The sequence below is a fragment of the Psychrobacter sp. PL15 genome (assembly GCF_035984995.1).
Taxonomy (GTDB): domain Bacteria; phylum Pseudomonadota; class Gammaproteobacteria; order Pseudomonadales; family Moraxellaceae; genus Psychrobacter.
Window position 1 is genome coordinate 22,795 of the sequence record NZ_JAXCIB010000015.1, and the last position, 21,051, is coordinate 43,845.

Annotated in this window: 11 protein-coding genes and 1 tRNA gene; 6 read left to right on the plus strand and 6 right to left on the minus strand. The window is 41.9% G+C overall.

Annotation, left to right across the window (positions count from 1 at the left end; genetic code table 11):
• Nucleotides 1–17: 17 nt before the first annotated feature.
• The 3 genes from RCH20_RS11075 to RCH20_RS11085 form a co-directional block, all read right to left on the minus strand.
• Nucleotides 18–1,025: an ArsA family ATPase gene (locus tag RCH20_RS11075; RefSeq protein ID WP_327193616.1), complete on the minus strand. Its 1,008-nt coding sequence runs from the start codon at nucleotides 1,023–1,025 to the stop codon at nucleotides 18–20.
• Between the two features lie 134 nt (nucleotides 1,026–1,159).
• Entirely contained in the window at nucleotides 1,160–1,474 is a 315-nt protein-coding gene (locus RCH20_RS11080) for a cory-CC-star protein (RefSeq protein WP_327193625.1), read from the minus strand.
• A 287-nt stretch (nucleotides 1,475–1,761) separates the two neighbouring features.
• Nucleotides 1,762–3,441: a carbon starvation CstA family protein gene (locus RCH20_RS11085; RefSeq protein WP_327193617.1), complete on the minus strand. Its 1,680-nt coding sequence runs from the start codon at nucleotides 3,439–3,441 to the stop codon at nucleotides 1,762–1,764.
• A 693-nt stretch (nucleotides 3,442–4,134) separates the two neighbouring features.
• On the opposite strand from RCH20_RS11085, the gene RCH20_RS11090 reads away from it, so the two are divergent.
• Complete coding sequence (locus RCH20_RS11090; RefSeq protein ID WP_209957456.1) at nucleotides 4,135–4,806, plus strand: hypothetical protein; 672 nt, start codon at nucleotides 4,135–4,137, stop codon at nucleotides 4,804–4,806.
• A gap of 109 nt (nucleotides 4,807–4,915) precedes the next feature.
• A complete protein-coding gene (locus tag RCH20_RS11095) occupies nucleotides 4,916–5,479 on the plus strand; it encodes a hypoxanthine-guanine phosphoribosyltransferase (protein ID WP_209957458.1) in 564 nt (187 codons plus the stop codon).
• A gap of 96 nt (nucleotides 5,480–5,575) precedes the next feature.
• Here the strand turns inward: RCH20_RS11095 and recD are convergent, their stop codons facing one another.
• The 3 genes from recD to RCH20_RS11110 form a co-directional block, all read right to left on the minus strand.
• Nucleotides 5,576–7,900, minus strand: coding sequence for an exodeoxyribonuclease V subunit alpha (gene recD / locus RCH20_RS11100; protein WP_327193618.1), 2,325 nt, complete (start codon nucleotides 7,898–7,900; stop codon nucleotides 5,576–5,578).
• Between the two features lie 99 nt (nucleotides 7,901–7,999).
• Nucleotides 8,000–12,541 carry a UvrD-helicase domain-containing protein gene (locus tag RCH20_RS11105; protein WP_327193619.1) on the minus strand — a complete coding sequence of 1,514 codons (4,542 nt, stop codon included), beginning with the start codon at nucleotides 12,539–12,541 and terminating at the stop codon, nucleotides 8,000–8,002.
• Between the two features lie 101 nt (nucleotides 12,542–12,642).
• Nucleotides 12,643–17,136: an exodeoxyribonuclease V subunit gamma gene (locus RCH20_RS11110; RefSeq protein ID WP_327193620.1), complete on the minus strand. Its 4,494-nt coding sequence runs from the start codon at nucleotides 17,134–17,136 to the stop codon at nucleotides 12,643–12,645.
• Nucleotides 17,137–17,810: 674 nt separating this feature from the next.
• Between RCH20_RS11110 and RCH20_RS11115 the strand changes: the two genes are divergently transcribed.
• From RCH20_RS11115 to RCH20_RS11130, 4 genes are all read left to right on the plus strand, one after another.
• Nucleotides 17,811–18,320, plus strand: a complete 510-nt coding sequence (locus RCH20_RS11115; RefSeq protein ID WP_327193621.1) for a hypothetical protein — start codon at nucleotides 17,811–17,813, stop codon at nucleotides 18,318–18,320.
• 65 nt (nucleotides 18,321–18,385) lie between these two features.
• On the plus strand, nucleotides 18,386–19,216 hold the full coding sequence (locus RCH20_RS11120) for a hypothetical protein (protein WP_327193622.1): 831 nt from the start codon (nucleotides 18,386–18,388) through the stop codon (nucleotides 19,214–19,216).
• Between the two features lie 64 nt (nucleotides 19,217–19,280).
• Nucleotides 19,281–19,356 (plus strand) — tRNA-Arg (locus RCH20_RS11125).
• A gap of 220 nt (nucleotides 19,357–19,576) precedes the next feature.
• Nucleotides 19,577–20,332, plus strand: a complete 756-nt coding sequence (locus RCH20_RS11130) for a tyrosine-type recombinase/integrase (RefSeq protein WP_327193623.1) — start codon at nucleotides 19,577–19,579, stop codon at nucleotides 20,330–20,332.
• The last annotated feature ends 719 nt before the right edge of the window (nucleotides 20,333–21,051 follow it).

Sequence of the window (21,051 nt, forward strand, 5' to 3'; positions counted from 1 at the left end):
TAACCCAGTCCAACACCTTAGGTTAACAGAGCACTTAGCGCCTCAATACCACGCACATCTGTTTGCTGCAAATAAATCGGATATGTGGGGTAGTTGTTAAAAGTTTGTTCAATGTCACCCATGAGCTGCTGTTGTCTATCAGCACGTTGCCGCCAAAACTCGTCTGTTTGTGTTGGGGTGATAAGCTGATTCACTATGATTGCCGCTGGCGTGAGCTTGGTTTCTTCTAACTGCTCTATAGCGCGTTTGGTTTCAGCCAAAGGTAATACATCAGCGGTCATAACCTGTACGATGGCCGTTTTCGTGCGGTCATGAAGCAATAATCCTGCCTGACGAAATAACTCTTTGCGCTTTTCAAGCACGGTAACTGCCTGCTCCCAGCGATCTGGTTTGTGCTTAGCAAACGGGTTTGGCACGTCATTTTTATTATCTGTATGATTGCTGGCATCTAAATGAGTAGCAACTGAACGTAGCTTCGCTTGTCGCCGTTGCTGTGCTAAGAGCCCATCCGTCCACGCACCCATCATTTCAGGTAATACCAGTAAACGTAAAGTATGACCTGTAGGCGCGGTATCAAAAACAATATGATCGTAGCCGGTATCGGCAGCCGCCACTAAATGCTGACACATCGACTCTAGCATTGCTGCTTCCTGTGCCCCAGGAGCTGACTTTGATAGACGCAGATGCTCACGAATCTTGGGCATCATATCAGGATTGGTGTAGCCTGAAATAGTGCGTTCTACTTGTGCAAAGTGAGCATCGACGATGATCTCAGGATTCAACTCAATAGCATCAAGGTACGGGGTGATCGCTGTTTTTTCATTGCTTAGCGCTACATTCAGTACATCACCTAAGCTATGTGCAGGATCGGTCGAAATGATGAGGGTTTTCTTTTTCTGAGCAGCATAATAGCTGGCCAGTGCTGCTGCTGCAGTGGTCTTACCCACCCCGCCTTTACCACCAACAAATATAATGGGCTGCGAGCCCAGTTGCTTAACTAACGAGCTTAAGGGTTGTAGTGCCATATTTTTTCTCAGTATTTTTTTCTCAATTACTGTGTCAATAATTGCTATTTTAATCGTTACTATTTTTGCTAGTCAGTAATACTATTACTATTAATGTTACTGTCTACAGTGCTGGGCTACGATTATAACTATGGTTAGCAGCAGCCAACGTGATCAAACGGGCATCTGTCCATTCCCATACGGGTATGCCACTCATGAAAGTTCTCTAAGAATAACGGCTGTAACTCAAGGGTATAAAAGCTCGCTGGATTATCGATACCTAAACTCTCAGCAAACATCAGCAGCATAAAGAAATCTTCTTCATCACGAGCGGCACGTGCCATCGTTTGTCGATAAGGGGCATGATAGAACTCATTAAGACCCGCTGCAAAACGCTGCCACCATGGTGCGATATTTTGTGCTTGTGCTTGTACCTGGTCATCCTTGCCAAGGTTATCTGGCGTTTTCATTGGAAGCACTGAGCCATCTAATAGCTGGTTTAACAGATTGTTATTACCTTGATTGTCCATAGTTTGACCTAATTTTTTGGTAACACTCATGTGGAACTGATATGGAATGATAGCTAAAACATAGCATACTTAGCTAGTATAGTGATAAATGGGTCACGATAGTTATTGTTTGCTTTTCTTTGCAAAAATCAGTCATCACTTAATGACATAAAAAAACGCCAGCGATTGCTAGCGTCTTCTTCTAATTTAACCGTTAGTTTTAATGATTACTCTTGATAAATGGTCAGTTAAGTTCTATCTTTCCCTTTATGCTCTGACCATTCACGGCGTAAGACCGACAAACTCTCGAAGGTGACCAATATGGTAGCAATCAGGATAATGATATCCATGGTAATGAGCAACCAATTGCCATCAACGTAGAAGGTTTTAAGCTGGATTAATAACGCAAACACCGTCATCACTAATAAGAATGATAAGGGTGCTAAGGTATACCAAACCGGCTTGCCTTTACGCAACAAAATAACAGTCACAATCATTAAGGTTAATGCCGCCATTAGCTGATTAGTAGTACCGAATAAAGGCCAGATAATCATACCACCTGCACCATCGATACCGCCGGCACCAAACGCCAATAGTAAACAGGTTCCTACTGCTAACAGCGTAGCCACTACACCTTTAGTCAATATTGGAATGTTATAAAACTCGCCAAATTCTTGGAAAATATAGCGTTGCAAGCGTACCCCAGTATCCATGGTGGTACCCGCAAATAGTGCGGCCATAACCGTTAGCATGGTTTGTGACAATACCATATCAATACCTACGCCGGCATTCAATATCGCAGCGCCGCCGTCAATAAAGGCACCGATAGAGCCGTCACCGAATTTTTGATAAACGGCTTCCCAATCACCAAGTGTGGCAAAACCTGCGGTCGCCGCAAGAATCGCACCTAACGCTAGCATACCTTCACCAAGCGCACCGAAGTAACCAACGAAACGCGCGTCTTCTTCTTTATCAATCTGCTTAGAGGTTGTACCTGTTGCAACCAAACCATGGAAGCCTGAAATGGCACCACAAGCAATAGTAACAAACAGCAATGGCATGATTGAAGGTGTGTCCATTGGTAAATTGGTATTAATCGCCGGTGCCACAATAGTAGGTGTTGAGATAAAGATGGCGGCATATAATAAAATCAAACCAACGAATAACTGTAAGCCATTAATATAATCGCGTGGTTGCAATAACATCCATACTGGCAATAATGAGGCAACTGCCGCATAGGCAAATAAAATGATAATCCAAATGGCATTATCAGGCAGACCAAAAACCGTCTCAGGAAAGGCGAATGGGAACATAGGGCCAAGGTAAATAAGCCCATATAATGCACTTACCCCAATTATTGACACCCAGACTAAATTCATCTTATAGCGATAAATACACTGACCGATGATAAGGGCAACAATTAACGCGCCCCATACTGGCAATACAGCTGACGGGGTTTTAATCATCATATTGGCAATAGCAACGCCGAATACAGCATTAACCATGAGCAATAGTAAAAAGATAACGACCATCATTAAACTACGTACGCGCGTACCCATAACCGTACCGGCAATGGAACCAATGGACTGACCCCGATTACGCATACTGGCCCATATGGCTGACATATCGTGAACGCCCGCCATAAAAATCGTACCAAAGACTACCCAAATTACAGCGGGTAACCAACCCCAAATTACCGCAATACCGGGACCAATAATCGGTGCGGCACCCGCAACTGAAGTAAAGTGATGCCCCCACAATACATATTTATTGGTGGGAACATAATCTACCCCATCTTTCATGGTGTGTGCTGGCGTGGGACGGCTATTATCTAATGCTAAAATTTTGGTGGCGATAAACTTCGAATAAAAAATATAACCGCAGAGCATCGCGGCGACGCCAAGTAACAATACAATGGCACTATTCATCTTATCTCTCCCTAGATAAAGTGAGCGCGGTCAATACTCTCACCTTGTTATCCTTGTTTTTTATTTCATAGTTTTTGTTTCATAATAAACGCTGGCAAGATACCAGTATTAGTCTATAGTCAAACTTATACAAATCCGCTGTGGCGTTACCCTTGTGTGGCTCAATTTCTGTGCTTGGCATCACATTGAGAGTAATCGACATCAAATGATATGAGTTCGACCCTACTCTCATATTATCTATTTTTAACTGAGGCTTTATATGCTGTTGAATGCAAGCTGCTATCGTCAAACGCTTGCGATTGTGCTAAGTTAGAATACCAAGCAGAAGTTTATATTTATTAAGTGTAAACAAAGAATGTTATGCTTAAGTGATTATAGAACTACCCTAGTGTTATATAAAACTGAGGCATAAGATTTACCTAAAAATCGATGGTCTGCGTCAATTGTAGCTGATTTGACATCAAATGTAACGTTTAATGTCTACTTTGTAATATTTAAGTATCAATACTGGAAAATTGTAAGAAAAACTGATGCTTGTACTTCATAAATCTTTACTATTGTTTATCAGTTTGGCGTATTTATTAACAAATATGCATTATTATCTTATATCTATCAGTAATATTTCAGCGGTAATATTTTTTCTACACTACCATCACTAGTGACAATAAATAAATTTTAAATAAAGAGACTGTAATGGCACACTATTTTGGATTTATACCCTCAGATAAACTCACTGACATGATAGACGAAGCAGAACGCATTATTACCTCAAATGAGAAAATCGACTACTATCCTTATCGTAATGAGCTTACACAACAGATTGCTAGTGAACTTATTGATAGTTTATTGGTCAGCTTAATAGATGTAATTCCAAACCCTGAACGCCAAGCGTCTATGCGTAAAATTATTGGAACTATTGAGCGCGCGACTGAAACACTACTTAACGCCTTGCTTGGTAAAGATACCAATGAGGACGTTATGCCTAGCTTTAACTTTTTAAAAAGCCAGTCGATGTTTATAGATAATGAAGGGCTACGCCGTGTAGGATTTAAACTCTCTAAAGACTCGGCACAAAAAATTAATGAAGGTTTTGCATCAGTCACGCCAGATACGGTTAATAAAGTAAAGTTCAAAACAGCGCTTGAAACTATGAACGAAGAAGCATTAACTCATTTCATTAGCCACTTTACTGAAACACTGAAACTTGGCATGATCAAACGTAAGTCTATTCCTGTTGCCAAAGCGGCTATTAATAAAGGAATGAGTATGGCGATCAATAAACTACTGCCCCAGCTGTCTGATGCAGGACTGAATCGTTTGGCAAGTTTCTATCGCCCTTTTCTTATAGAATTACCGGATGAATAAAGCATTGATAACAATATCAGATTAATTTTGTCTTAAAAGTTATATGGCATTGGGAAAATTTGGTAAAACTTGCTAAAATAAGCAGCAATTTTTACCGAAGGCGCAACCTATGACTCAAATCAGTAATCAAGAAATTGAAAAAACGTTACGTAACTCAGAGTGCCTTATCAGTAGTATTGAAGTGGCCGCTGCTTATGAGCGTCTTGCCGCGCAGCTAAATCTACATTATGCTGGCTTAAATCCAATTGTCATGGTCGTTATGAATGGTGGGTTGATTCCAGCTGGTCAGCTACTTACCCATCTTACGTTCTATCATCGCATGCACTATATCCACGCTTCGCGCTATCGTGACAACGAAGGCACCAATGAATTGGATTGGAAATTTAAGCCCGATGTTAATATCGCCGGCGAGCATGTGTTATTGATTGATGATATTTTTGATGAAGGGATTACCCTAAAAGCCATCGTCGAAGAATTAAGTAAAGAGAAACCCGTTTCTATTGAGTCTTGTGTATTACTCAATAAACAACACGATCGTAAAATAGAAGGCTTTGATGTTGATTTCGTAGGTATCGATGTTGCTGATCGTTATGTTTATGGTTGCGGTATGGATTTCCATGGTTACTTACGTCATTTACCCGGTATCTATGCTATTAAAGAGAGCAAAATATAGTTTTTAACGTTTACTTTACTCTCAATCTGAAATAAAAAAAGCATCCTAGTTGGATGCTTTTTTTATTTCTCTATTTTGCTATAAATAAGTTCCTGACTAATGATTTTCAGAGGCATTATTAAGTGCTAAGAATTGTAGTCCTAGCCCAGTTTGCCTTTTAGTTGGTGTGGACAGTGCATGCGTAAAGGCGGAAGCGGTGCTAAAAATAGAGACTTGTTTCTTAGCACGCGTAACAGCGGTATAGATGAGTTCCTGACTAAGTAAACGTCCATTGTGAGCATCAAAGGCAATCGCTACATGGTCAAATTCTGACCCCTGCGACTTATGAATAGTCATCGCATAGGCGGTTGCAATCATCTCATCATTAAGCATGTTAGTAGCTAAGCCCTGCGTTTTGTTCTCAAAAAATACTTGTAAATGCCCCTTTTCTGTCTGCAGACAAATACCAATATCACCGTTAAACAAACCCAGCTCATAATTATTCTGTAAGACCATCACTGGGCGTCCGTGATACCAAGGAGATTTAGACAATGGTAGCTTGAGCTGCTTCCGATGCTGTTCGCTTAGATAACGATTAATATAATGGTCACCGCAACGGCCATGATGACCAGCAGTAAGCACTCTAAATTGATTAAGCAAAATTATTAGATCGTTAAAGTGGCTGACATATTTTTCTGTTGGCACAGAATTTGCTTTTCCCAGGCTTGCCAATATTTTCCGAGCTTTCTCTATATACCCGTGATATTTACCCGAGAGGTGCTTTAAAAGATCATAACTACTTAGGCTATTTTTTATTGCATTATCAGTAGCAGAGGTTACTTCATTATTATTTGAACTGTCAGGTATATCATTAGTTAAGTGATAAAAATTTAATGCCTCATCATCCTGCAACAACTTCCAAACTGCAGTCATCTCATTTTTATCCGTAGGCCGTTGTAGGTTTTCTTGATTAATCAACCGCGCCAATTTACCAATCCCAGAGTCCTCAGTAAAACGCCGACTCATCTCAAGACGCTTATGAACGTCCTGTAGCGCAGGTATACGGCATAGATCGGCCAGTACCGCTCCAGCATCCACCGCCGCCAATTGATTGGCATCTCCTAATAGAATGAGTCGCGCATTAGGCTTGATTGCGCCGACTAAATAGTTGGCCAATTCCACTCCTAGCATAGACGCTTCATCAATAATGATAATATCTTCACTCAGCGGGTTTTTATCATTATAGCGTGGTTGACCCCCCTGCCCGATACCAAGCAAACGATGAATAGTTTTTGCTTCTGGCAACTGTATAGACACGTCAGCCTGTTGTATCGCTTTTTGTAGCGACTCTTGCATACGCTGGGCCGCTTTACCTGTTGGGGCAGCTAACGCTAAGTTGGCACTAGTTGTGTTCCCTACTCCTGCTTCGTCAGGCTGTGCCTGTTGTAGAGCAATCACTAACTGGGCGACGGTAAAGGTCTTTCCAGTACCTGGACCGCCAGTGATGATACTAAAAGCGGATTGATTCGCCATATGAATAGCATCTTGTTGCTCAGTATTCAGTAGTGGATTAATGGCTATTGGTAGCTCAGTAACTTTCTGATCTCTGATGCGAATAATATGACGAGCGAGCGCATGTTCAGCCTGCCAAGTACGATGTAGCCATAGGGTCATTATGGCATTAACAGAATTCGGGCGACTGTCTAAATGAAAAATAATCGGCTGATCAGTTTTATTTTTAGTGTTGCCGTCGTTCCTTCCAAATAGTGGACGACTAGTCAAAACCTTTGAAAAATTACTTAGGCTATTTTCTTTAGGGCTAGAAGTTGCCGCCATCTGCTGTAAATAGCGATAAAGTTGACTACATACGTTGTACCGCTGCTCTAATATTAGCTTTTCATATTCAGGCAAAGTGGACTGGCGCATCGCTATATCCCATAATGCCCTTTGCTCTAGGAGTTCAGTAGCAGTTACCGACTCCAATGTACCCTCTAATAGTATGAGTAGCGGTTGTAGTAAAGGATGTAATAACTGCTGTTGCCATCCGAAAAGCTCACCATTACTCTCTCTCACATCAGCACTGTCGTACATATCCGTACTAGAGTGATTGCCCTCAAGTACCAATACGGTATGCCCCTCTTCCAAACGCTGTACCAATAGCTCAAATACGGCCTCAAATAACCAATCCTGTGTATCGTCATCTTCAGCATGTACCACGTTAGGTTGTAGTTGAGCATGGTAGGCAAGCTGGGTCTGCTCGCGCCTTTTTACAATGTACTGGCTAACGGTGGTCGCCCAGTTGCTGACCTGATTGGTGGTAGCACTGTCTTGATTACCAGTTACTGCAGGTTGCGGACTTGCTGCATTTTTTATCACTGGCTGGCCTGATCCTTGAATGGCTTTTTTAGCAGCGCCTTTTTCAGTATCACTATTACTATTCATTGATTATCCATTTATTATTTTTGCACGACTGTTATGAAAGAGATCTATAAACACTATAGGTTTATTAGCCCAACTATTTATTTTATTCTTCTTAAGTTACTAAGCGCTGGGCGTACCAAACATTTCATCCAAGGCTTGTACCAATGCGAATGGAATTTGCCATTGTATACGCCCATAATCGTGTGTCCTCTGAGCACTAATGCCCCGTAAGAACACGTACTCTACTGCGCCTAAATATTGCGTTTCATTACCTTCATAGTCAGGCAAACGTAAACCTAGAAAACGGTGTAAAGCAACTTGGTAAATAGCAGCTTGCAACCAGTAGCCTGCTTTATTCATCGCAGCACTTAAATTTTTATCATTATAATCGCTTAGGCTATTTCCTAAGTAGTTGCTTTTATAGTCCACCACATAGTACTTGCCTGCATATTCATAGACCAAGTCAATTTCACCACGTAAATAGCGATAGATATGACCAGAGTATTGGGCGGTGAGCTGAATATGCTTTTCAGGTTCATCAGGCAGATATGTCGTAAAAACGTCATTAATACCTTCAGGGGTAAAGTCTTCTGACAACCCCATATTAAATCCCAGCTCGGCAATACGCTGTTTAATTGGTATTGCTTGTAGTGGCTGGCCCGATGCTAGCAACGGTGCGCTCAGGACTTCTGCTATCCACTCTATCACCTCATTATGGTCGGTTGCTAACTGATTATCGGCAGTCGTTAGTAACTCAGTATCGTTATCTAATACTTCCTCATTCTCTGATAACCCTATTGGTGATGATAAAATCGGCGTTTTATTTTTCGCTAACCGTTGTTGATAGTCAGCACTGCTATAACTAACAGGCAGCTGATATTGACGAAGGCTTTGGTCAATAATGGTTGACCATTTACTCTGGTTAGTGAAATCTATTTTTTCAAAGACTTCATGCAAGAACGTACCAGCATTAGCACCTTTAACAAAACGAAAACGAATGTCATCTTCGGAAATCATATCGTTAATATCATCATCGCCTTGGTAAATAGAAGAGGATCTGTTGTTTAACAATGCCATGCTATCAGTCAAATCCAGCTCGTCCTCGATACCATCATCAAAAATAGCGAGCGCTTGGCTTTGTTCGCCCAGTTGCCGTGACAAGGCGGTAAAGCTGGTCTTTGCCCAACCCTTGAAATAGCGTGATTGAATTTGTGCATAGGCATTTTGATAATCAACCCGTGTCACCATAGCAGTGCTGGGTTCAGACTGAGTACTGATAGTGCTTTTTGACTGTTTATTAGCCTTTATCAGCGCTTCAGCATTGGTTGCAATGGTCTCATATTCCAGCCAGCCAATTTGATTCTGCAATCGCTCTGGCAGCACAAACTTGTGACTCTCACAGCTTAGCCATTTCAAGCTTGGTTTACGCTCAGCATCGGTTTTATTATAGCCATCCTTAAACACCATATATAACTGCTCACTAGCGCGGGTAAATGCGACATAGGCTAACCGTCTAAGCTCTTCATAGTTTTCAATGGTTTCGAACTGGGCATAATAGTCTGTAGGTTTATCACCTTTTACGGACTGACTATAAGGCTTGCCAGCACTAGCCGATAGCCGGCGCTGCGTTTTTTTCACTTCACCTTCAATAGCATGATCATATAAATATAGTTTATGCTTATTACGACCACCGGTTTTAGAGCTGGCATCAGGACTCGCACCGTCCATACCTATGACATAGACTACCGGAAACTCCAAACCTTTAGACTTATGAATAGTCATGAGCTGCACACCAGACTCAGTCGGTAGTGGCTGCTGGCGCGCCCATTCCGGTATACGGCTACTATTCATATTTTTCTTGTACCATGCCAGTAATTCATACTCTCCAATATGCATACCGTGCTGCGCTAGAACATCTAACAAATGGCGCAAATCCATCAGATAACGGGCACCGTCTTCTAAATCAGCAAGCCCCACCCACACGTTTTGGTGCGTGCTCTGCTTATCTTTTGGCTGACTGCCCTGTTTAAAGTTCTCTTTGGCCATGGGATTATGAGCAAACAAGTAATGCAGGGCTGACAAAACACCGTTACGTTGCCAGTGGTCAGCGGCAGTTTTGAGATAAGTTTGGAAGTCTTGGTAGCGCTGCTTGAGTTGCCCTTGTTCAAGATTTAAACTCTCTTGCTCTGTATTACCTGATTCTACGTTTACTGGCGCTATATGTTCGTCATCCGTACTTAGCATCAGTGCTTGCATATCGTTGAGAGTTAACTGATAAAAATGACTGGTCAATACTCGGTTAATGATATCGCGGCGATGCGGTTTTAGCATCGCTTCTAATAAGGCTGCTAAATCACCAGCAATAGGCGTGTCAAAAACATTGTTTTCTGCAGTCTCAAGCGTAGGCACACCAAGTTTACTCAGCATATCTTCAACTTGCTTTAACTCATGCTTACGGCGGCCCAGTACACCGATATCACTTGGCTGTAATGTTCGGCCCTTTATGGTTTGCTGACTGGCCAGCAAGGCGGCAATATGCAGCGCTGTCAGCTCATAAGCATCGTATTTTGCTTGTTTGTCATAAGGCAGATGAATAATGCTGACCGGATTATTGGGTAAAATACTGGGTAAGATATCAGGTAAAATCGTAGTCGTTTCCGCTAATACCGCTGCGGATACATTAACTGGCTCTGCTATCGTTGAATCCTTTGTAATGTCTGATACTACTTGCTGCCACGATGCCTGGTTGTCAGTATTTTTCGCAGTGATGTGCTGATAATAAATATCCTTACCCAATTGCGCTAATTGGTCCGCACTTTGTGAGTTTGACGGATCATTACCATTAACCACTGATTCAGCTCTACCAAACCAATGATTTAACGCGGTAATCAATCGCTGATTTGAGCGCCAATTAACATCAAGGCTCATCATATGCCTATCATCAAACAGCGCTTTCATGGCATTATAGTTGGCAACATCTCCACCACGAAAACCATAGATTGCTTGTTTGGGATCTCCTACTAGCAACAAAAATCCACGATGGGTATTTTTAACATTAGAGTCTTTACTGCCTTTAGTATCCTTAAGATAAATCCGCTCAATCATGCGTGCCTGTTCGCCATTGATATCTTGCGACTCATCAATCAGTGCCACCGGATAATGATGACGGATATAACGTGCCAATCGCTCGCCTTGTTTACCTGATAGCGCTTGGTTTAAGCGCACCATTTGCAACGCAAAAGTAGTCTCGCGCCGTGCCTCTAATATCGATGGCAACTTTTGACGGACTTTGATGGCAATATCACGGTTCAACTTCTCATTTAGTGCATCGAGATAAAGTTCAATCTGTTCGGCATAATCACGCAGCGTCTTTAGTGCTTGTATACTATCAAGGTTAATAAATACTAAACGCTCGGCTTCTTTACCTTTATTAAAAACCTTTCCACCCTCTTCTTTACTAACAAAAGCATTGGGTAGTTCGGTGTATAGAATGTCAGCCTTGCCCTCTAAGTGGGTAAAAAACGTGGCACCATACTGGCGAATAACTTGTTGAATCGTGATGATAGATGCTATGTTTTTACCGATCTTACCTGCTTTGCCAAACCCTTGCGCCGTACGGTATTCAATATCAAAATAAGGCTCAATATCTTTTAAATCACACTTTGCAAAATTATCCAACGCCTGCTGATAAGCGCCAAAATCAATTGCTTCGCCCAGCTCAACATCTGCAATCGAAGTTGATATAAACTGTAAGGCCTTTTGCGCAACAGATAAATGATCAGCAGGGGCAGTTAAGCGCTTGGTATGCTGTAATAGGGCATAAATCTGTGGTTGCTGGTAATACATATGACTTTGATGCGCGCGCACAGCATCGTGAATGATACTTTCTATGACCACTTGCTCATGATCGCTGATTTGCATACCTTGCTGATGACCAGTCTCGGCACTGTACTCAGACAGCCACTTCTGTGACAGACTGTCTAAGGTACCCACGAACAGCTTATCCAAGGTAGTAAGCACCAAGGCACAGCGCCTAATAGCATCAGCTAATGGATAGTCTGTCGTGTTATCTAACAAATACACCAGCAGATAGCTATTAACCGGATCCTTCATGAGATCGGCATTACCTGCCAGCTGCGCTTGCTCATCAAGCCACTCTTGTCGTTTTTGACGCTGCTCAGCGGTTATCTTATTGTTGGGTAATTCAGGTTTCTTAGCACCTTTATTGTCTTTAGCAACTGTATCTGTATCTTTTTTAACACTATCAGCGGTTTTATCTTCAGAGCTTTTGACACTATTTTTTAACTGCGGGTAAATAATATCGTGGGTAATAGGATTAACGGGTAGTTTATTAAACCATTGTAATAATTGATAAAAGTCAACCAAGCGTTCATTGATACGTTGACGCATCTCAGCAGCAGCGGCACGAGTAAAGGTTGTGGCAATAATCTGCTCAGGTGGCCGCTTTGCTTCAATTAATAGGCGCAGTACAATACCGGTCAGTGTCCAGGTCTTACCTGTACCCGCTGAAGCCTCAATCAAATATTTACCGTTTAACGGTACACGTATCGCCGGCGGTTGCTCGGTCTTGTTAATCGCATTGACAGGTGGAACTTTAGCCGTACTACTGGCATCAATGCTATCGTTATTAGGCTGATCCATAAACTTATCCATAAAAGGCACTTGTTCAAAGTCGTACAGTTTGCATATTTTTTATTGCTATTTAGAGCAAAGCTCACTTAAAAAATAATGACTAATGAATCTTATAACGGCTTTAAGGCGTCATTCATTGTTCCAAACAACGGCTTGGCCAATGCTGGTAAAGCATCCATCAACTTAGTAAAGACGTCTTGTTTATAAAGCATGTATTGCCATAACTCATGTTGTGAGCAGGTATCATAGATCACATCGCTGTTATACCCTGACCACAGCCAGCTATCAAAATCACTGCGTTTGGGCTGATAATTGGACTGGCTGGCGTCATGATTATGGTTATGAGTATCGACAGCAACGTCACTATCATTATTTTTAGGATCGTTTACTTTATCAAGATACGTCATGGCATGAACCGGCAATATCGTCATTGGGGTCTTGCCAGCGATATGAGAAAATCTAATCCATTTAAGCAACTCAGTCAAAGCAGCATCATAAGCGATGGGCGCTAGTGAAAAAGCGGTCTTACCTTTATATTTACTGTGTTCATCGCTAGGCTTATTAAAGCGCCAAATACTCTTACCGTCATCAGCCGCTACTTGCGCTTCAGTGGTACGCCGCGCTACCTGCCAATAGACATGTGATAACCAAAAACGTAAAAGGTACTGCGTGCGTGCACTATTTGGCAGGATGTTTAACCAAAGCTTAGGTGATGTTAGTTCTGACTCTGATTCCAATGGTGGCGATATTTCTAATAGCGTTGACTTAGCACTATTGACTGGATTACTTTCTGTTGGAACGGTCCCTTTAATTTGTAATTGACCATGAGTGTTAATATCAGTAGCACAAACAGTAATCATGGTCTCAGCACAGGGTGTCAATAACATGCTGGCGCTATTTTCATTACTATTACTATTATTATCGATATCAATACCCAGCTCAGACAGCTGTTCGGCAAACTCTTGGCACTGCTGGGCCATTTGAAGCTGTTGATAATGCAAGGTTGATTGACGAGCGACACCTGCTGGCATGACAGGGTCATACAAGAGAGCATTTAGCAGGTCAGTCTGTTGATTGCTTACGCCTTTCTCAATAACTTCGACGTTGTCTGCAGCATCAACTTTAGAGCTATTTTTAGAATTGGTTTCAGTATTGGTTTGTAGTTCACTGAGCAGCTGCGCATTTACCTTGTAAGCACCCAAACCTGATAAGGATAAAGGCTCTTGTTGGACCGTGTCCTCTTCAGGTAATACGATATGCACTTGCTGTTCTTTTAAGAAGTGCTTCGCCGGATGACGGACTTGATAATATAAAGACTGCATATCGACTTGAGTGATATCCAAGCGAGCGTCAGCCTCATGATCTGACTCAATCCGCTGAGCAATATGGGCATAGTCCTCTTTGCTCGGTAGCTCGACTTTAACAGGGGGCGATATATCAGCACCATCTTGGGCTTGCAGGCGCTCAAATACATCATGCCAAACTCTCGCTGGGGCATTGGTTTGTTTCTGACTTAGTTTTTCTTTTTGCATGGCACGGCCTAGTAACCGTATCATTTCTTGTCCACTATCTTGTTCGCTATTTTTCTCAGACTCCGAGTTCTTTGAACTCTTAGCTGCTGGTGCACTCGACCCTTCCGACACCTCATGTTGAATAAATATTTCGGCTGCAAATGGCAGTGCCGAGTGGCGGGTGACTAACCACTGTTCGATAAGTTTGGGCAAATAACGCTGTACTTGGGCGGTCAATACGTCACTGCTGTCAAGACTGTTAGCATGTTGCTTACTATCTAAATCATTTAAATCATCTAATTTTTTTTGCTCGTCTATTAATGGATTCCATTGCCACGTCACTTCACCTTGTAAAAAGTGCAATAACTCACTCACAGGATTGGCAGGCAGGTGCTCATGGGTATCGGTTAAACGTTGCCCATTATAAAAAATCCAGCAGGCATTACGCGCGCACAATAAAGCGTCTAAAAACGCCCCATTATCATCATCTTCACTAAACCTGTCACCACGTTGTGCTAACCCGGCTTTCATCAAGTCATAACGATTATCACGGTCGCGACTGGGAAACTCAGATAAGTCCATATTGAGCATAACCACTAAGCCAAACGGTACGTTACGCAGTGCACCAAAACGCCCAAAAGTAATCACCCCAGTGGGCTCGGCACTAACTTGTTGGCTCTCAAGTTCATCCTCAATGCTGTCAAGCATAAAGCTCAGCTTGAGCGGTAAGGTACTGACTTGCGACAGCTTGGACTCAACTTGGTTGGCCTCGTTCTGCACTGCAGTCAATGAATCAAATGCATCATTCGGCGTAGAATTAGCCTGAATATCACTGTCCGCATGATAACGCTGATAATGACGATTGGCGCGTAGACTACTCTTAAAGCCGTTCATCGCATTAAAAATAGCACGCATAGGCCGTGTCTGATCAAGTGCGCCAAAATAAGGATGGATAATATGATTCTCAATATTATTTAGCCAATCCTCAGCCTTATAACGGGCTTGATACTCATTCCGACACCCATCAAGCCCAGTATGAACACGGCATAGCGCCTCAATAATCGGCGCATCGCCCAAGCTAATCGCTGAGATGGGCACTGTTTTTTCGGCTAAGGTATTATCCTGCCAATGCTCAGGATACAAACAATCACTAATACCCGCTTCTGGCATTACCAAACCTAACGCCATTTGATCTAAAGCATAAGCAAAGCTAAAACGATAATCATAATCTTGTGGGTCAAGCGTCTGCTGTAGATGCACCTCATCAAATCCACGCACAAAACCTGCTTGCTCTAACAAGTCGCAAGCCCGACGCATCTGTTCATGGGTCAACCCAAGACTTTCGTACAGTGGCGGTAGCATCAACCAATCCAACACTTCAGCGACCTCAAATCGCGCCGTGTCACTACCTAGCAAGCCATAAAAACCACGTATCGCTTCCCATAATTGTCGAATAGACTTATCGACCACCCCTGTCACCTTCGCCGGTAACGTCAGGCCGTCCTGCCCTTCTCCGTTGACAAATACCGAGTTAATCAGTTCATGGTGACGATCAACGTCAGGTAATAGCACGACGATATCAGACAGATGACGCGGTCTACCGCTATCACTAGGCTCGTTGAGCCAACGGCCAATCATGCCGCGCAATACTTCAAGTTGGCGTTGTAAGTTATGACAGGAATGAATACTTAGGCTATTATCATATTGCGACAATCGCCATTCACGGGATTGTTGGTTACGCTTACCTTCTAAAGTAGCATCTTCGTACCAGTCATTATCTTTATTTTCATTATTGCTTAGGCTATTTTTATCCTCTAACTCTTTTGGTGATTCCTTGGAATTAGGTGACATCTGCGCGCCCAGCGCTGCACTCAATCGTCCAGCAGTCGTTTGCTGGGTTGCGCTCTCATCCAGCATCAATACATCCTGCTGTAAATGTGCGAGTAGACTAAGTGGTTGAGCACTATTTTCTGAGTCAATATACTGAGCATCTTCATCGAACTTATCTTGCCAAACCAGTTCAAAGTCGTTTTGGCTTTCGTTACCAGAGAGACCTGCCAGCATCGCAAAAGTCTCACGCGATTGCTTGCCCAGACGTGACAGCAAGGTATGTCCATGATCTCGTAAAAACACGCTTTCAGGATTAATCACCTGTTGCCGCTGCAGCCACTGCTTATCGACAATATCTGCCCAGAATAATTGCGAAGGATTGTAATGGAGTAAGGTAATATTAATGTGCGTTGATAGGCGCTGCAAAAACGTCAGCTCATTTGGCGGCAACTGCTGAATAGTAAAAATATGCAGCTGGCTGGGTAATATGGCTTCAATATCTATCGCTGCGTTGTTAACCTTGTCCGACATAATCTGCCAAAACCGAGCCTCAATAGACGCGCGATGCTCATAAACAGCAGCAAATAAAAGGCGCCATAGGTAGCGTTGTGCAGCTTCAAGCTCAGTATAATGAGCGACCAGCCAATCCGGGGTATCAGTAGCATATTTATCAAATTTCTTAGAGAGTTCGTCCTTTGCCGCCACCAATACCTCTACCTCTACTGCTTTATTTACCGACCACAGATCTAACCAATCTTCACGGTGGTTCAGGTAACGGCTAAATACTCGTGAGAAATCAGTGGCCAACGACCACAATCGTACATCTTGCTGGCTACGATCCGCTTCTGCATCCAATAACGCTGACAGCAGTGGATATAAGGGGTGGCTGTCATTCGCCATAATGTCATTTTGGTAATAGGTAAAATAGCCAAATAACCGCCATTGCATGACTGAACCCGTTAGCACGGCGACCTCAGGTACGGTGATAGTCTCTTGTTCACGCTGTACGCTTTCAAGCCACGAATTATACTCAGCCAAAACTTTTTGCATCAATGTCCACTGATACTGCCCCCAAAACTTGGTGGTGACTAAGGTACTAATACCGGCTTGGCTAGCAATAGACTTATCCAACCAATCACCCAATACCATTGAAGGTACAATGACAATAAACTCTTCAAAAATAGGCTGATTTTTAGATTTATAAGCAATCAGTAACTGCTCAACCAAGCGTTCGGTACGGTGCGACTGAATAATCGTAAACATAGACAATAATCTGATTAAAATAGCGAGGTGGAAGAAAAAATGACAAGTACTATAGTTAAAATACCTTAAAAACGCGACGGTACTGCTGCTATAAGCTTTTGCAGCCTCTGTCTGCTTAGGCACAGCAAGCAAGAACAACTTATGCCAGCAGTAGGTTATTTATCGATATTACTTTTCATTGACTATAGTGGTGATAGGCTTAATGACAAGCGTTGTTATTTAATAATTTTGTTAGAGTAGATAATAAAATTCTACAACACGCTAGATAATGCTAACAAAAACAAACTGGTTTAGATGGCCTTAGAGTAATCATCAAAGCAATTCTCAGGAATATATGAGTAAAATCATTGCGGATACAGCTAGCTTTAGAGCAAAAAGACGCAGACAACAACTATCAATTTATGTTTATCATTCGTGCCTGCCCATTATTTCTGCTAAAATAATAATTACAAATTAAATGATAATAGTGGCAACTAAAAACAAAGCTTTACTTAATTATCGCAAGATTATAACTAACGAGTGTGCCATTGATTAATCATGTTTACCAGCATATAAGTTGCAGATGCAATCTTTTGCGTCAAACAGTGTCGCCCCACCGCAACACTTATATCAACTAAAAGTAAGAGCACCCATGCGTAGATATAATCCTTTTGGCAAGGAGATAATTTAACATTATGCCCCTGCGCCCCATCGATGCCATTTTTGTTCATCCTGAACAGCGTTTGTATGTCGTATACTATCGTGGAGCGCTGTGGCAATTACCACGTATGAAAATTGATAATACTTCATGGCAGCGCCGACAGCCTTATAATGGTTCAAAAAATGCACTTTATCTCAGTAGTCATCAAGCTATTGTTGATCCTATATTGGCACTCAAACTGCGAACATTAGACCTACCTGCTGCGATACGCGGTATCACTGTGCCACGCTTTGAAGCCTGGTGGGAAACACATGGTTTTGACTGGCTCAAAAATAAATTAACTGCAAGCCAATCACCACTAGCCGCACATGCAAAAATGTCTGGCGAACCATTTGTATTTAATCTAACGCACAAACCCAACCTACCTAGTAGCGATAACAGTCATACCAATAGCAGTCAAACAAGCGCTCAAGTCGTAGCCACAGATATCTTTACCGATATGCTGGCAGACTTAGCGGATGAAGTGATGCAGCAGCCACTCTAATCCAAATAAGACCTCACAACTATTTAAATTTCTAACTAAACTGATTAAGAAACGAGCCGTTAACTATGAAAGATTATAAGGTGCTGTTGATTGGGCTGATCTTATTGATGCTAATTATCTCTAACAGTGTCTTCACATGGCTATGGCAAAGTAATCGTAAAAATGTAGACCCATTACCGATCGTTGCCAACGAAGCTACGAACAGTCAGCTGTCTGCCAATACCTCAGAAGACCTAGATACAGCTATCAGCAATGTTTTATATGTACAGGCAGAGGATAAACTACAAGTTCCCCTAGATGATGTCATCATAAGCTTTGAATCGCGCTATCCAAATGTACAGGTCTTAGCCCGCTACGTTTCCAATAGCATGTTACTTATCTTACCCGATAGCCGTATCTCTGGTAACGAACCTTCGAAATCTATGGTCAATGTTGACCTCATTATTGCTGATGATGGTCTCACCCAAGCTCAACTATCTTCCCTACAAACTTTAATTAATGATGCTCAAACCAAGCTGGAGCAGAGTAAAGTCAATGCTGATGCTGATGCTGATGCTGATGCTGATGCTGATGCTGATGCTGATGCTGATGCTGATAGTATGGCGCAGGATGACACTGCTAATAACGAAGCTCGCAATCTGACTTCATTTAGCTATGGGATAAAAGAGTCACAAGCAGTTGATGGTGTTGTCTTAACGGATAATCCTATTGCCATTAGCTTTCGTAATTTTTTATTGTCAAGCGCTGGGCAAGACGTATTAAAAAAATATGATTATGGCAATATCGACGGTTATAGAAATAACATGGACGACTTGTTTAATACTAAATCACAGGCAAAATCAGCAGTAGATGAAGGCTCAGTGAAGGTTGCTGATGCGCTCAGCAATGGAAAGTAATCGCACCTGCCTTTCATTGATTGCTTTTTTAAGTATTTTTTCTTACAATGGCATTCCTTATAATGCGCCTATAGCTCAACAGGATAGAGCAGTTGCCTCCTAAGCGATCGATCCGAGTTCGAGTCTTGGTGGGCGCACCAATCATTGTATTTAGCAGTAACCTCGCATTACCTAAACCCTCTCAATCCCTTCTGTACAATCATTATACGTCTTCTGATATTACTTGTCATTACCTATCATCACCTTTACAATGTTGTACATACTGATGTACATACATGAAATTATCATTATTTTGTTGTACACAAATCGCGTTATTGTTGTACATGGTAATTATTAATCGTGGCTAATCGAGGTGTGGCAATGGCTGAGCGCAAAAACTACCTATTAAATGTTAATGGCATAAAAGCTATTGCTAAGCTTGCACCACCGGCTAAACGTAAAAGATATAGCGATGGTGATAGCCTTCATCTAGTCCATGACCCAAAGGGTTCGCTGTACTGGGTAATGACTTACCGTTATCAGTCAGATAAAGATATTAGGCCCAAACAAAAAACCTTTCACATTGGAACATACAAGTCATCAAAGCAAGATGTTGACACCGTGTTCAAACCTGATGTTAGTCTTAAACAAGCTCGTTCTTTGCGTGATAAAGCTAAGGCATTACTTGCTGATGATATTGACCCCGCCATTGATAAGAACAAGCACAAGAATAGCGTTGAGCAAAAAGACTTATTCAATGTGATAGCGCAAAGCTATATCAATGATAAATCAGACACCACACCCAAAAATATCCAGAAGCTACAAACCTACCTTGATAAGCATGTAGCGCCACATATCGGTGACTACCCTATTCAAGCTATCACAGCTCAAGATGTGATTAAGACAGGTTTAGCCGTACAGATCTACTTTGAGCAGCAAGGTAAATTGACGACGGACACCGCCCACAAGAGCGTGGCATTTATAACGTCAGTGTTTGAGTATGCTATTAATACACTAGGCTATGACATTATCAATGTCGCTTATGGGCGCAATAAAGCGTTAAGGACACATAAAGCTGAGCGTATGAAAGCTATTGAACAACATCAGTTTCCCGAACTATTAGGTATTGATAGGTAGGTTTTTTTCAACCACTAAATACCTATCATACCAGCACATAGAAAGCCGTAAGGTACTGACTACTTCCACTCATGAGTTTGGAGGTATTGGATAATGGATACTTAATATCCGTACAAATAAGCCAGTGTAGTACGACCTAGACGAAACAACCAAGTTCGTGGATGTAGTCTTTAGTCACTACCCCAAATTAGGATTATTACATAATTACATCGATTAGCCAGATAATTGCTAACCGTCGATAAGCGGTATTGATATATTTGCATACAAAGCAGCTTTATTAAGGGTCTAATCTAAATGGCAGTTACACAGAATGTGGGATACTCTCAAAAAATATTTTTATTTTAATCTATATTCTAAATAACTAGGTAAACAATCTCTCATTATCATGGGCTTCAAAATATTAGCAATTTTTTTTACTCTAAAGACTACTGTTACTTAAAACCATCAACGAATCCCTTAAAGCCATGGAATACATAGCAAGAGGAGATTTATTTATAATTGATTCTCCTTAGGTAATGTTGTCATTATTGGGGTTTTGATGTTGTGGGACTCAAAATTACGGAATGGCTGTATATTTTTGACAACTATTACAGTTTTTTATATTAAGAACCTCTCAGTGCTATATTATACCAAACCCAATAACTAAAGTTGCGCCCAAGTCCTAGTAGTCAAAGAGCGAACCCTCTCTGGCTGCTCAAGCAACTTATTCCAAGCAGAGC

What these genes read in the sequence shown, in the direction of transcription:
- RCH20_RS11090 (WP_209957456.1), top strand. Translation starts at nt 4,135, where the DNA reads ATGGCACACTATTTTGGATTTATACCCTCAGATAAACTCACTGACATG.
- RCH20_RS11080 (WP_327193625.1), bottom strand. Translation starts at nt 1,474, where the DNA reads ATGAAAACGCCAGATAACCTTGGCAAGGATGACCAGGTACAAGCACAA.
- RCH20_RS11130 (WP_327193623.1), top strand. Translation starts at nt 19,577, where the DNA reads ATGGCTGAGCGCAAAAACTACCTATTAAATGTTAATGGCATAAAAGCT.
- RCH20_RS11105 (WP_327193619.1), bottom strand. Translation starts at nt 12,541, where the DNA reads ATGGATCAGCCTAATAACGATAGCATTGATGCCAGTAGTACGGCTAAA.
- RCH20_RS11095 (WP_209957458.1), top strand. Translation starts at nt 4,916, where the DNA reads ATGACTCAAATCAGTAATCAAGAAATTGAAAAAACGTTACGTAACTCA.
- recD (WP_327193618.1), bottom strand. Translation starts at nt 7,900, where the DNA reads ATGAATAGTAATAGTGATACTGAAAAAGGCGCTGCTAAAAAAGCCATT.
- RCH20_RS11075 (WP_327193616.1), bottom strand. Translation starts at nt 1,025, where the DNA reads ATGGCACTACAACCCTTAAGCTCGTTAGTTAAGCAACTGGGCTCGCAG.
- RCH20_RS11115 (WP_327193621.1), top strand. Translation starts at nt 17,811, where the DNA reads ATGCCCCTGCGCCCCATCGATGCCATTTTTGTTCATCCTGAACAGCGT.
- RCH20_RS11110 (WP_327193620.1), bottom strand. Translation starts at nt 17,136, where the DNA reads ATGTTTACGATTATTCAGTCGCACCGTACCGAACGCTTGGTTGAGCAG.
- RCH20_RS11120 (WP_327193622.1), top strand. Translation starts at nt 18,386, where the DNA reads ATGAAAGATTATAAGGTGCTGTTGATTGGGCTGATCTTATTGATGCTA.
- RCH20_RS11085 (WP_327193617.1), bottom strand. Translation starts at nt 3,441, where the DNA reads ATGAATAGTGCCATTGTATTGTTACTTGGCGTCGCCGCGATGCTCTGC.